General features: G+C 69.0%; 13 protein-coding genes. 7 read left to right on the forward strand and 6 right to left on the reverse strand.

Annotated features, from left to right (window positions below; translation table 11 throughout):
- The first annotated feature begins 158 nt into the window (after window positions 1-158).
- Window positions 159-1,109 carry a signal peptide peptidase SppA gene (sppA, locus tag V6D00_11295; GenBank protein HEY9899757.1) on the forward strand — a complete coding sequence of 317 codons (951 nt, stop codon included), beginning with the start codon at window positions 159-161 and terminating at the stop codon, window positions 1,107-1,109.
- Between the two features lie 4 nt (window positions 1,110-1,113).
- Window positions 1,114-1,650 carry a YIP1 family protein gene (locus V6D00_11300; GenBank protein HEY9899758.1) on the forward strand — a complete coding sequence of 179 codons (537 nt, stop codon included), beginning with the start codon at window positions 1,114-1,116 and terminating at the stop codon, window positions 1,648-1,650.
- A 90-nt stretch (window positions 1,651-1,740) separates the two neighbouring features.
- On the opposite strand, the gene folD is transcribed toward V6D00_11300, so the two are convergent.
- Window positions 1,741-2,601, reverse strand: a complete 861-nt coding sequence (folD, locus tag V6D00_11305; protein HEY9899759.1) for a bifunctional methylenetetrahydrofolate dehydrogenase/methenyltetrahydrofolate cyclohydrolase FolD — start codon at window positions 2,599-2,601, stop codon at window positions 1,741-1,743.
- Window positions 2,602-2,648: 47 nt separating this feature from the next.
- On the reverse strand, window positions 2,649-3,056 hold the full coding sequence (locus V6D00_11310) for a thioesterase family protein (GenBank protein HEY9899760.1): 408 nt from the start codon (window positions 3,054-3,056) through the stop codon (window positions 2,649-2,651).
- A gap of 204 nt (window positions 3,057-3,260) precedes the next feature.
- Here V6D00_11310 and V6D00_11315 point away from each other — a divergent pair, with 204 nt between their 5' ends.
- Entirely contained in the window at window positions 3,261-4,118 is an 858-nt protein-coding gene (locus V6D00_11315) for a family 1 encapsulin nanocompartment shell protein (protein HEY9899761.1), read from the forward strand.
- Window positions 4,119-4,121: 3 nt separating this feature from the next.
- The gene (locus tag V6D00_11320) at window positions 4,122-4,451 is read left to right on the forward strand and encodes a hypothetical protein (protein HEY9899762.1); all 330 of its coding nucleotides are present in this window, start codon (window positions 4,122-4,124) and stop codon (window positions 4,449-4,451) included.
- A 65-nt stretch (window positions 4,452-4,516) separates the two neighbouring features.
- On the opposite strand, the gene V6D00_11325 is transcribed toward V6D00_11320, so the two are convergent.
- The 4 genes from V6D00_11325 to V6D00_11340 all read right to left on the reverse strand — a co-directional run bounded on the left by V6D00_11325 (window position 4,517) and on the right by V6D00_11340 (window position 10,090).
- A complete protein-coding gene (locus tag V6D00_11325; GenBank protein ID HEY9899763.1) occupies window positions 4,517-5,287 on the reverse strand; it encodes an SPFH domain-containing protein in 771 nt (256 codons plus the stop codon).
- Window positions 5,280-6,617, reverse strand: a complete 1,338-nt coding sequence (locus V6D00_11330) for a nodulation protein NfeD (GenBank protein HEY9899764.1) — start codon at window positions 6,615-6,617, stop codon at window positions 5,280-5,282. The genes V6D00_11325 and V6D00_11330 overlap by 8 nt, the downstream gene beginning before the upstream one ends.
- A 12-nt stretch (window positions 6,618-6,629) precedes the next feature.
- On the reverse strand, window positions 6,630-7,166 hold the full coding sequence (lspA, locus tag V6D00_11335) for a signal peptidase II (GenBank protein ID HEY9899765.1): 537 nt from the start codon (window positions 7,164-7,166) through the stop codon (window positions 6,630-6,632).
- 101 nt (window positions 7,167-7,267) lie between these two features.
- Complete coding sequence (locus V6D00_11340) at window positions 7,268-10,090, reverse strand: BamA/TamA family outer membrane protein (protein ID HEY9899766.1); 2,823 nt, start codon at window positions 10,088-10,090, stop codon at window positions 7,268-7,270.
- A gap of 243 nt (window positions 10,091-10,333) precedes the next feature.
- Between V6D00_11340 and V6D00_11345 the strand changes: the two genes are divergently transcribed.
- The 3 genes from V6D00_11345 (at window position 10,334) to V6D00_11355 (ending at window position 12,885) form a co-directional block, all read left to right on the forward strand.
- Window positions 10,334-11,050 carry a response regulator transcription factor gene (locus tag V6D00_11345; GenBank protein ID HEY9899767.1) on the forward strand — a complete coding sequence of 239 codons (717 nt, stop codon included), beginning with the start codon at window positions 10,334-10,336 and terminating at the stop codon, window positions 11,048-11,050.
- Window positions 11,037-12,512: an ATP-binding protein gene (locus V6D00_11350; GenBank protein ID HEY9899768.1), complete on the forward strand. Its 1,476-nt coding sequence runs from the start codon at window positions 11,037-11,039 to the stop codon at window positions 12,510-12,512. The genes V6D00_11345 and V6D00_11350 overlap by 14 nt, the downstream gene beginning before the upstream one ends.
- Window positions 12,513-12,600: 88 nt before the next feature.
- Window positions 12,601-12,885, forward strand: a complete 285-nt coding sequence (locus V6D00_11355; protein ID HEY9899769.1) for a hypothetical protein — start codon at window positions 12,601-12,603, stop codon at window positions 12,883-12,885.
- Window positions 12,886-12,929 lie beyond the last annotated feature (44 nt).

Genomic DNA, 12,929 nt, shown 5'->3' on the forward strand with positions numbered 1-12,929 from the left:
TTGAGGTCGCATGGACTCTGACGTTGGCGGGACAGACTCCCATTATAGCCCAGGCGTGGCGGGCGCGGCGAGGTGGGGCGCTCTCCCGGCGCCGAACGCATGCTAGACTGTCTGATCCCCCTTCGTTCCCGCTTCGCCCCCCCATCCACGGAGGCCCCATGCGCACCGACCGGATCCTCGCCTTCTTCCTGATCGCAGCATGCCTGCTTGCGGCCGTCGCCGGCTGGTGGCGCGCCCCGCGCGAGCGGATCGGCACCGGCCTGGTGATGGACGGCGCCGGCGGCGCCCAGGTCGCCATCATCGACGTGTACGGCACGATCGCGGACGGAGCGCCGGACGACGGGCTGTTCGGCAGCCGCGGCGCCTCGGCCACCCGCCTGATCAAGGCGATCCGCGCCGCCGAGAAGGACAAGGTCAAGGCCATCCTGCTGCGGGTCAACTCGCCCGGCGGCACGGCCGCGGCCTCCCAGATGGTGTACGAGGAGCTGATGCGCCTGCGCAAGAAGGGCACCATCAAGATCGTCACCGGCATGGGGGACGTTGCGGCCTCGGGCGGCTACTACATCGCCGCGGCCTCGGACCACATCGTGGCCAACCCCGCCACCACCACGGGCTCGATCGGGGTGATCCTGCACATCCAGAACCTCCAGAAGCTCTTCGACAAGATCGGCATCGGCGAGACCACCATCCAGAGCGGCCCGCGCAAGGACATCCTCTCGCCCTTCCGGGCGATGCGCCCCGACGAGCGCGCGCTCCTGCAGGCCCTGGTCAACGACACCTACCAGCAGTTCCTCGACGCGGTGAGCGCCGGGCGCAAGCTGCCCATCGAGAAGCTCAAGCCCCTCGCCGACGGCCGGGTGTTCACCGGCAACCAGGCCTCCAGGGTCGGGCTGGTGGACAGCCTGGGCAACTACCAGGACGCCCTCACGAAGGCCGCGAGCCTCTCGGGCATCAAGGGCGAGCCCAGGACCCGCAACTACACGAGCGGCACCCTCTTCGAGGACGTCTTCCCCAGGTTCGAGAGCAAGCTTCCCGGCTGGGCGGCGGGCCTCATCGCCCCCGACCCCAAGGCCAGCTGGAACAAGATCCCCCTCACCCTGATGGAGTAGGGCCATGCTCGAATCGGTCTACCAGACGATCTTCCGCCCCCGCTCGCCGCTGCTCCCGCTCTCGGGCGCGGGCGCGTGGGCGCTGTTCCTCATCATCAGCGTCTTCGAGGCGCTCGGTATCGCGGGTGACGTCGGCGCGCGGGGCACGGGCGCGGTCTTCCTGACGCTCGGTCTCTTCGCAATCAACGTGCTGGGCTGGTTCTGGCTGTCGTCGGCCGCGTCCCTGCTCGCCGAGCTGATGGGCGGGGAGGGCAGCGGCGAGCGCACCATGCGGACGCTCGCGGCCGCCCTGGCCCCGGCGATCCTGAGCGCCCCGCTGCATGCGATCGCGCCGCGCTTCGATCGCCTCTCGGCGCTCTTGTCCTTCGCCCTCGCGCTGTGGGTGGTCGTGAACCTGGTGCGGGCCATCGCCCAGGCGCACGGCTTCGGCAGGAGCCGCGCCGCCCTGTGCCTCGTCGGCGCGACGGGCATGGCCGCGCTCGGGCTCGGCGCCCTCGTGGGGATGCCGATCGTGGCGATCGCCCTGCTCATCGGCCCTTGAGGCCCCGACCTCACGACCGATCATGCAGCGGACTCCCCGCCCCCGGGTGGGGCGGGGTCAGGGGCGGGGGAATCTCAACCGTTGCGAGTCTCAGTTCCCCAGGGAGCGGTACGCCTGGAGCGTGTTGCGCAGCAGCACCGCGATGGTCATGGGCCCCACCCCGCCGGGCACCGGCGTCAGGTAAGCCGCCACCTCCTGGACCCCCTCGAAGTCCACGTCGCCCACCAGGCGACCGTCCGAGAGGCGGTTGATCCCCACGTCGATCACGACGGCCCCGGGCTTGATCATCTCGGCGGTGATGAACCGGGGCCGCCCCACTGCCGCCACCACCACGTCGGCGCGGCGCAGGACCGCGGCAAGGTCCCGCGTGCGGCTGTGGCAGAGGGTCACGGTGGCGTCGGCGTTGGTGAAGAGGGTCGCGACCGGCCGCCCCACGATGGTCGAGCGGCCGACGACCGCGACCTCAAGGCCGGCGATCGCGATCCCCTCGCGCCGCAAGAGCTCGATCACCCCCGCCGCAGTGGCGGGCACCATGGTCGGCGCCCCCTGGACGAGGCGGCCGGCGTTGTAGGGGTGGAAGCCGTCCACGTCCTTCAGGGGATCGATGGCCTCGAGGATCCGGCGCTCGTCGATCGCCTTGGGCAAGGGCAGCTGCACCAGGATGCCGTGGACCGCCGGGTCCGCGTTGAGGCGCGCGATCTCCGCGAGCAGCGTCGCCTCGGTGGTCTCGGCCGGCAAGACCACGCTGTGGCTGGCGATGCCGACGCGATCGCAGGCGCGGCCCTTGTTGCGGACATAGACGGCCGAGGCGGGGTCCTCCCCCACCACCACCACCGCGAGGCATGGCTTGAGGCCGCGATTGGCGTCGATGGCTTCGACCGCCTCGCGGACCTCGGCCTCGATGGCCGTCGCGATGCCCTTCCCGTCGATGATGCGTGCGCGCTGAGTCATGGGTTCCCCTTGCATGTTGCTTTCCGGCCCCGGGGGGCGAAACGAAGCTAGTAGCCCTTCGGCCGCTTGGCCGACATCTTGGCCATGAAGCGCTCCGCCTCGACGATGAAGCGCTCGTGGGTGCCCTCGGCGATCTTCTCGCGCTCGTCGTAGGCGGCCACCTTGAACTCGAGGCGGCGGCCGGACACCTTCACGAGCACCGCCTCGGCCTGGACGTTGTGGCCGATGGGCGTCGCCGCCAGGTGGCGCAGGGAGATCCCCGTGCCGACGGTGGTCATGCCGGGGGGCAGGTACGAGGAGACCGCGTTGGCCGCCGCCTGCTCGACCAGGCTCACGACCGCGGGCGTCGCCAGGACCGGGAGCGCCCCCGAGCCCATGGCCACCGCCGTGTTGCCGGCGCTCACCACGCTCGGTGCGTGGCCCAGGGCCCCCACCAGATGATCGAGTTCTACCATCTCTTGCGATTGCCTCTTGCTGCTCGGGTGCAGGTGCCGACGTGCCGGGATGGCCGGAGCACAAGCTCGCTTTGCGCTTTGAATTGTACCATGGGGCCGATCGAGGGACAGGATCCGGCCTCAAGATGATGCGACGGATCCGTGTTAACATGAGCTCGCTTTTCCGCCGGCACCGGTCACCGCGAAACGTGAGGAGTACGCCCGATGGACAACGTCTACCTGAACCGCGACGATTCGCCGCTCAGCTCCAGCGACTGGGAGCGCATCGACAACACCGTCGTCGAGGTGGCGCGGCGCCAGCTCGTCGGTCGTCGCTTCCTTCACGTCTTCGGCCCCCTGGGCGCGGGCGTCCAGGACGTCGACTACGACCTGTTCACGGGCACGGGCCAGGCGCAGGTGGCCGTCTTCGGGGAGACCGAGACCAGCATGGTCCGGGCCAAGCGCCGCGTCCACGAGAACATCCCCATCGTCTACAAGGACTTCATGCTCTACTGGCGCGACCTCGAGACCTCGCGGCAGCTCAACAGCCCCCTGGACGTCAGCGCCGCGGCCGCGGCCGCCTCGATCGTCGCCCAGAAGGAGGACTACCTGATCTTCAACGGCGACGCGGAGTGCGGCTACGAGGGCCTGGTCAACGCCTCGGGCCGCAACGCCATCCCGGCGCGAGACTGGGGCGAGGCGGGCACCGGCTTCCAGGACGTGGTCGACGCCCGGGCCAAGCTGCTCGAGGCCGGCTTCAGCGGCCCCTACGCCGTCATCGTCAACCCCGTCTGGTACTCCCAGCTGCACCGGGTCTACGCCAACTCGGGCGTGCTCGAGATCAACCACATCCGCGAGCTGGCGACCGGCGGCGTGTTCCAGACGCCCGCCCTCAAGGAGGGGCAGGGCCTCATCATCTCGACCGGCATCCAGAACTTCGACCTGGCGGTCGGCCAGGACCTCGTGACCGCCTACCTTGGCGTCGAGAGGATGAACTACCCCTTCCGTGTCTTCGAGAGCATGGTGCTGCGCCTCAAGCGCCCCGGTGCCATCTGCACCTTCGAGACCGGGGCAAGGGCGTAACCCATGGCCGGAGTCCGCGATCTGGCCGTCATCCGGCTCGCGCTGGTGCGCGAGCTGGAGACCATCAACCACTACCAGGAGCTCCACGACCAGGCGAGTGATCCGGCGGTCAGGACCCTCATGCTCCACCTCATGGAAGAGGAGAAGGAGCACGTGGCCGAGCTGACCGCCCTCTTGCGCGCCCTGGACGCCGAGCAGGACCGGTACTTTCGCGAGGGGCACGGCGCCGCACTAGGCACCGGCGACGTGGGCGCGCTGGCCCACAAGCCCGCGCCGCAGTCCCTGCGTACCGGCCTCACCGTCGGCAGCCTGCTCGGCCAGCCGATCGCCTGACAGGCTTCTACCTCGAACGAAGGGGGCCCGGCGCGCGCCGGGCCCCCTTCGTCGTGAAAAAGGCGCTATGCGTCGCGGCCCTTGCCGGCGAAGTTCATGAAGCCCTGCAAGAGGTCGATGGGCAGCGGGAAGATGATGGTCGAGTTCTTCTCGGCCGAGATCTCGGTGAGGGTCTGCAGGTAGCGCAGCTGGAGGCTGGTGGGCTCGCTGGCGATGATCTTGGCGGCCTCGGCGAGGGTCTGGGAGGCCTGCAGCTCGCCCTCGGCGTGGATGATCTTGGCGCGCTTCTCGCGCTCGGCCTCGGCCTGGCGGGCCATGGCGCGCTGCATGGACTGGGGCAGCTCGACATCCTTGATCTCGACGGCGCTGACCTTGATGCCCCAGGGCTCGGTGCCGTCGTCGATGATCTGCTGGAGGCGCAGGTTGATCTTCTCGCGCTCGGCCAACAGCTCGTCCAGGGCGAACTGGCCGAGCACGTTCCTGAGCGTCGTCTGGGCGATCTGGAGGGTGGCGGTGCCGAAGTCGAAGATCTTGGTGACCGCGTCGGTCGGGGTCATGACCCGGAAGTAGACCACCGCGCCGACCTTGATGGTCACGTTGTCGCGGGTGATGACCTCCTGGGTGGGCAGATCGAGGGTCAGGGTGCGCAGGTCCACCTTGACCATGCGATCGAGCAGGGGGATGAGGAGGATCAGGCCCGGGCCCTTGGCGCCGACCAGGCGCCCGAGGCGGAAGACGACGCCCCGCTCGTACTCCTGGACGACCTTGATGGCCGAGGAGAGGATGACGACGGCCAGGACGACCAGAAAGCCGAAGCTCGAGAAGAGGTTAATCATTTGACGGAGCCTCCTGCGGCAGTGATGCTGGGTTGACGGAGGTGGGGACGACGAAAAGGGTCAGGTGCTCGACGCGCCGGATCTCGACCGCGGCGCCGACCGGCACCGGGCCCTCGAGCGAGACCGCGCGCCACAGCTCGCCGTTGACGAAGACCTGGCCCTCGGGTTCAAGCGGCGTGCGGACCCGGGCGATCGCGCCCACCATGCCGGCCTTGCCGGTGGTGACCCTGCGGCGCTGGGCCCTGACGGCCATGGTGACCAGGGCTGCGATCGCGCAGCCGCTCAGCAGAGCGATCCCGGCGATCGCGCCGCGCGAGACCTCGAAGCCCGGCGTCCCCGGGCTCACGAGCATCAGCGCCCCGAGCACCAGCGAGACGACCCCGCCGACGGCCAGCGCCCCGAAGCTGGGCACGAACAGCTCGGCGACGAAGAGCAGGAAGGCGAAGGCGATGAGGGCCACCCCCGCCGCGTTGATGGGCAGGGTGCCCAGGGCGTAGAAGGCCAAGAGCAGGCAGATCCCGCCGATCACGCCGGGCAGGATGAGGCCCGGGTTCGACAGCTCGAGGAAGAGGCCCAGCATCCCCAGGTTCAAGAACAACAGGGCGATGGTCGGGTCGCTGATGGCCTGCAAGAAGCGCTCGAGCGGCCCCATCTCGAGCGCCACCACCTGGGCCTGCCGGGTGTGGAGCGCGACAAACTGGCCGCCGACCTTGACCGTGCGGCCGTCGATGCGATCGAGCAGAGCCGGCACGTCGGGGGCGACCAGGTCCACCACGCGCTCTTTGACGGCCTCGCTGGACTCCAGGCTGACGGCCTGGCGCACCGCCTTCTCGGCCCAATCGGCGTTGCGGCCCCGGGACCTGGCGATGCCCCGGATGTAGGCCGCCGCGTCGTTGGTGACCTTGGCCTTCATGGTGCCCTTGATCTCCTCGCCGCCGGAAGCGACCGGCGAGGCGGCCCCGATGGCCGTGTTGGGGGCCATGGCCGCCACGTGGGCCGCCATGGTGATGAACACCCCCGCCGAGGCGGCGCGGCCTCCCTGGGGGCTGACGTAGACGATGACGGGGCGGCGCGAGGCCTCGATGGCCTGCACGATGTCGCGCATGGCCGAGTCGAGCCCGCCCGGGGTGTCGAGGCGAATGAGCGCGGCCGAATCACCCGCCTTGCCGGCCTCGGCGAGGCCGCGCGCGACGTAGGTCGCGATCGCCGGGGTGATGGCGCCCTTGACCTCGAGCACGCGCACGCGCTCGCCGGCAGCCCGGGCCGAGAGGCCCGAAAGGGCGCTCAGGCAAAAGAAGAGCGCGATCAGCCAGCGAACGCAGACGCGCAAGGCGAGAGGGCCCTAGCGCACGGGGTGCGCGTCGGAGGACTCGCCCCCCTGAGCCGCCTGGGCGACGCGCTTGGCCTCGCGGGACTCGAGGAAGAAGAGCAGGAGCAGGATGGCCACGCCCGTGTCGATGGCGACGTCGGCGATGTTGAAGATGGGGAAGAAGTTGCGGCCCTGCCACTGGGCGTCGAACATGTCGACCACGTAGCCCAGGCGCACCCGGTCGAGGAAGTTGCCGAAGGTACCGCCCAGCAGCAGGCCCAGGCTCAGGACGTGGCCGAGAGTGACTTCCTTTTGGCGGTGGATGTAGACCATGATGGCGACCGAGACCGAGCCCGCCACCAGCGCCAGGGCCCAGACCTGGCCCGAGAAGGCGCTGAAGGCCGCCCCGATGTTGCGGACGTAGGTGAGGGCGAAGAGGTCCTTGATGAGCGGGATGGACTGGTAGAGGCCCATGTGGTCCACCACCCAGAGCTTGACCCACTGATCGAGCAGGAAGACCGCGAGGGCCAGGAAGTAAAAGGCGAGACACGCGAACGACTTCTTCGTCACCGATGGGGCTCCTCTGGGCATCGCACCCATAGACAGCGGAACGAGCCGCGGCGCTAGACCCCCCCAGTATACCGAAGCCCTCAGGGGGCGACAAGCAAGGTCTAGAAAGCCAAATACATCCCCCAGACTCCGTCCGCAGTGAGCTTGCGCGCGACCCCCAGCCGGAAGATCACCACCTGGCGCCCCATGAAGGCCGTCTTGACGCGCAGCTCGGCGCCCGTGGTGGCGTGCGGGTTGAAGGCGGCCTCCTGCCGGGTCCAGGCGTCGCCCGCCTCGACGAAGGCGCTGGCGTAGATCTTGTTGAGGTAGAGGGGGCCGAACTGGTGGTCCAGGTGCTGGTGGATGGGGAAGGTGTACTCGAGGCCCGAGTAGGCGAGGCTGTCCCCCGCGAAAGAGCCCACGTTGTAGCCGCGCAGGGGCGTGATCGGCCCGCCGCCCATCACCCCTCCGAGGAAGAGGGGCATGGCCTCGCCCGCGTTGAGCATGACCCGCCAGTTCCAGGCCAGGTTGTGGCGCCACTCGGGGAAGACCGGGAAGTAGCGCGAGGCGCCCGCCGCGACCTGGGAGAAGTTGAAGTCCGAGCCGAAGGCGCGATCCGAGAGGGTGTAGCTCGCGCCCACCTGGTAGCCGTCCGAAGGGTTGAGATCGGAATCCAGCGTGCCCTTGACCCGCTGGTCGGCCCAGGCCAGGCTCAGGGTCTGCACCCGCCCCTCGCGCAGGCCCAGCCCCGTCCCGCCGCGCGGCGGATCGAGCACCGAGAGGTGCGCGAGCCCCACGGCCGCCGTCAGCGCCTGGGAGGCGCCCAGCTGGGTCTGGCCGAACAGGCTCACCCCGCGCTCGCGCGACCAGTACAGCGAGTCGGAGAGGTGCGCCGGGTCGATGACCGAGGCCATGCCCACGGTGGGGGTGTCGTAGAGGGTCGCCCCCCAGGTCCCGGCGCTCATCCGGTTCAGGTACTGGGCCGAGTAGCTGAAGCGCTGGCTCATGATCCCCATCCGCACGTCCATGCCCAGCTGTTGCTTGTTGAGGATGTCGCTGTACAGGGCGAGCACCCCGAGCTGGCTGCCTCGCTCGTCGGAGGCGAGCTGCGGCATGATGAGGTCGCTGGTCATGGTCGGCTCGTAGGCCCGCATGCTCCACGCCTCGGGCAGCTGACGGCCGAGGGTGGGGGTCTGGACCTGGGTGCTCGCGACCTTCACCCCCGACGGCAGGTCCCTGGGGACCTGGTAGGCGAGGGCCTCCCCGGCGTTGGGTGCCCAGGCCCGCACCTCGGATCCCACCGCCCGGTAGGCGACGTAGTAGAGCTTGCCGTCCGGGCCGAAGCAAGGATGGGTCGCCCCGGTGTAGACCTTCGTGAGCTGCTTCAGCTCGCGCCTGCCAGTCATGGTCAGGCGGTACAGGTTGTGCATCCCGTCTCGATCGCTCGAGAAGACCAGGCTCTTGCCGTCGGGGGCCCACGCCGGGTCGCGATCGCTCGTTTGCGCGCCGCCCTCGGTCAGGGCGCGGACGTGGCCCGATTCGGGGTCGATCGTCGCGATCTTGCCGCCCTCGCCCGTGGCGTAGATCGAGGCCGCCAGCCGATCCCCCTTCGGCGACCAGGCCAGGCATGCCGGGTGGCGATCGCCCAGGCCCTCGGCGGGGACGAACTGGCGCCGGTCCGACTTGACGTCGTGGAGCACCAGGCGGGTCTTGCCGTCGCGGGTCGTCACGTAGGCGATCCAGGAGGTGCCGGGGCGCCACGCCGGATCGGAGGCGTTGGCGTCGTCGGTGAGCTGGCGGGTCTGACGGGTGTCGAGGTCGTGCAGGTAGAGCTCGAAGGTGGGCTCCCCGTCGGCGTTGGCCGATACCGCCGAGACGACCAGCTGCTTGCCGTCCGGGCTCCAGCAGAAGCCCGAGACCCGGCCCTTGCCCACGGGGACCTCGCGGGGGTTGCGCCCGTCGGCGTCCGCCAACGTGAGGGTCAAGAAGCCCATGACGTGGCCCCGCAGGTAGAGGTAGCCGTCCTGGTTGCGGCTCGACAGGTACGCGAGGCGCTTGCCGTCGGGGCTCAGGCGCGGCTGGACGTTGACCTCGCTCCTCGCCGGGGCCACCAGCGCCAGCGAGCCGCTCACCTGCTCCGAGATGCCCTCGGTCTGCTTGGCGTAGTGCTGCTTGAGGTCGTCCTTCCAGGCGGCCTGCAAAGCGGAAAAGGACTGGCCCGTGACCTTCTCAAGGGCCCGGGCGAAGGTCGACTCCTCGCCCCGGCGCAGGACCCGGAACAGCTCGGCGATCTTGTCCTTGCCGTGGGTGTCGAAGATGAAGCGGGTCAGCGAGTAGCCCTCGTTGTAGCCGGCGGCCCCCGCCACCACGCCCAGAAGCGGGAAGTTCTCGCGCTCGGTGGAGGTGAGCAGGCTGTCCTTGAGGGTGTTCAGGCGCAGCATGCGATCGTTGGTCGCGTACCAGTACTCGGCCTCGTACTGGGCGATGCCCTCGAGGAACCAGGTCGGCATGGTGCCGAGGTTGTTGAGGCGCGAGATGGGCAGGTCGCTCTGGAGCGCGAGGAAGGAGACGACGTGGGCCAGCTCGTGGGTCACGAAGCGCTCGGTGCCTATCACCGAGGAGGCAGCAAGCAAGGGATCGAGCTGGATCCGGGTCTTCACGGGCTCGGCCGAGCCGTTGAAGAAGTTGTCCCGGCTCACGACGATGGGGATCTTCTCGCAGACCTCCACCCCGAAGTCCTTCGAGAGGCGCGGCAGCGCCTCCTCGGCGGCTTCGGCCATGCGGCGGGCCGTGAGCTCCTCGCCCTGGTAGTAGTGCACCGAGAAGTGCGGCGTCTCGAGCACCGTCCAGTTGCGCCCCGGATGGTTGGGGCTCGCCCCCCAGGCCGCACGCGGAAGAAGACAGACCGATGCGGCAACGGCCAACGCCACCAGGCGATGATTCACCAGCGACCTCCTGAATCAAGATAGCGAGGGGCCTTTAGGCAGTCAAAAGGGGCAAGCACTGCATACCCATTGTGTTTGAGGCGTAACGGCGATGTTATGTAAACTTGATTGAACGTTCGGTTCCTTTCGCGCTCGTTTGAAGATCGTTAAACTCCCCTGAAGGGGTGGTATAACCCTGAGAGCCAGGTTGACCGCATCCTCGATCCCGCACGGGACAAGCACCTCGAAGGAGATCCCCCCTCCATGTCCGCCAAGATTCTGGTCGTCGACGACGAGCCCTCGATCGTGAAGTCGATCCAGTACTCCCTCGAGAAGGAGGGGTACCAGGTCACGACGGCGACCGACGGCCAGGCCGCGGTCGAGGCTGCCCGCCGCGAGAAGCCCAACCTGGTCATCCTGGACGTGATGCTGCCGAGCCTCGACGGCTACGAAGTCTGCCGCCAGATCCGCGCCGAGATGCCGATCCCCATCATCATGCTCACCGCCAAGGGCGAAGAGATCGACAAGGTCGTGGGCCTCGAGATCGGCGCCGACGAGTACGTCACCAAGCCCTTCAGCCTCCGCGAGCTGCTGGCCCGCGTCAAGGCGCTCCTGCGCCTGGTGTCGCGCTACTCGGAAGCCAAGCAGGTGCAGCCCGATCGCATCGAGATCGGCGATCTGGTCATCGACCTGACCCGCCACGAGGTCACCCTGGGGCCCAAGGTCCTGAACCTCACCCTCAAGGAGTACGAGCTCCTCAAGCTGATGGCGCTGAACGCCAACAAGGTCCTCTCGCGCGAGTTCCTCATCGAGCAGGTGTGGGGCTACGACTTCACCGGCGAGGGCCGCACGGTGGACGTGCACGTCCACTGGCTGCGCGAGAAGATCGAGAAGGATCCCAACAACCCCATGCGCATCCAGACGGTGCGCGGGGTGGGCTACCGCTTCGAGCGCCGCGTCCGGGCCGGTGAGGCCAAGTAGGAACTTCCACAACCCCCTCTCGCGGCTGTCCCTGGCGGGGCAGCCGCCTTTGATCGTGACGGCGGGCGTCACCGTGCTCGCGGGAATGACCTCGGGGCTGGTGCTGGTCTTGCTGGGCTCGCTCGGGGCCCTCTCGCCCGGCGCCTGGCGCCCCGCCCTCATCGCCTGGGCGGGCGGGACGGCGCTCACGGCCACGCTCAGCTACACCATCGGCGGCTCCGTCTGGGGGCCGTACTCGTGGCTCCACCACGCCATCGACATGATCAGCAAGGGGGACTTCAACTTCCCCGCCGAGCCCACCGCCCAGGAGGCCCGTCACCTGACGCGCGGCCTCCACCGCATCGCCGAGGAGCTTCAGCGCTACCGCGGGCTCGAGATCGAGGCCCTGATCCTCGAGAAGAGCGAGCTCGAGGCCGTCATCCACTCCATGACCGAGGGGCTCGTGATCTACGACCTGGGCTTCAAGCCGGTCATGGCCAACCCCGCCCTGCGCCAGCTCGCGCAGTCCGAGGGGGTCGCCGACGAGGCCGCCGCCGCCCGCTTCCTCGATCGCTGGAGCCACCCTGACCAGCTCGCCGTCATCGAGGAGGCCACCCGCCAGGCGCCCGACCGCCCCCGGGTGGACATCGTCGAGCTCGAGCGGCCCAAGCAGTTCCTCAAGCGCTTCTCGAGCCCCCTCTACAACGCCGACGAGCGCCAGATCGGTCACCTGGTCATCTACCACGACATCACCCCCGAGATCGAGGCGGACCGCCTCAAGAGCGAGTTCATCTCCAACGCGAGCCACGAGCTGCGCACGCCCGTGACCTCCCTCAAGGTGCTGGTCGAGAGCCTCCTCGACGGCGCCCAGGAGGAGCCCGCCCTTCGCCAGTCCTTCCTCGAGGACATCCACCACGAGCTCGAGCGCCTCCACGCCCTGGTCAACGACCTGCTGGACCTCGCCGCCCTCGAGGCCAAGAGCGGCCTCAAGCTCCAGCGCATCGACGCGGCCCAGGTGATCGACGAGGCGGTCTCGACGGTCCAGCCCCAGGCCGCCAAGCGCGACATCCGCCTCGAGCTCGCGGTCCCGTACGCGGGGCTCCCCCTTTCGGTCGACCGGGTGCGCCTGCGCCAGATCCTGGTGAACCTCCTGGCCAACGCCATCAAGTTCACCCCCAACGGCGGCAGGGTCACCCTGAGCGCCCTCGACCGGGACGACGACGCCCGCTTCCAGGTCAGCGACACGGGGATCGGCATCCCAGCCAAGGACCTGCCCCACATCTTCGATCGCTTCTTCCGCGTCACCCGCGGGAGATCGCGCCTGCAGGGAGGCAGCGGCCTCGGCCTGACCATCGTCAAGCAGGCCGTCGACGCCCACCAGGGCCAGATCAGCGTCGAGAGCACCGAGGGCCACGGGACGACCATCTCCTTCACCATCCCCAAGGGCCTCGCCCCCGACGCCGAGCCTCGTACCGGACCTTAACGCAAGCTTAGCGCTACTCTTACCGAATCCCGGACGCTCCTTCCGATAACGATCGCAACACGTCGTCCGTCGCGTCAGGAGGTCCGTTATGCGCATTGGTGGTACCGTTTCACCCGCCCCCGTCGTCCGCCGCCAGAGCGTCGCCGCCGGAGGCGGCGAGAGCCCGGCGCAGGCCATGGCCCCCGACACCTTCAAGGCCAGCGGCACCCAGGCTGGGGCCGTGAGCGCCCAGTCCGCCCCCGCGAGCGAGAACAAGGGCCTCGACCTGCAGGCCATGACCGTCCGGGCCCAGAGCTTCCTGAGCAACCTGTGGGACTCCGTCATCGGTCCCTTCTTCAAGGGCCTGCTCGGCATGGTCGGCCTCAACCTCTAAGCGCCTCCAACCCGCCCCCGGCGCCCCTATCAAAAACCCGCTTC

Origin of the sequence: Pantanalinema sp. (assembly GCA_036704125.1) — a bacterium.
GTDB lineage: Bacteria > Cyanobacteriota > Sericytochromatia > S15B-MN24 > UBA4093 > JAGIBK01.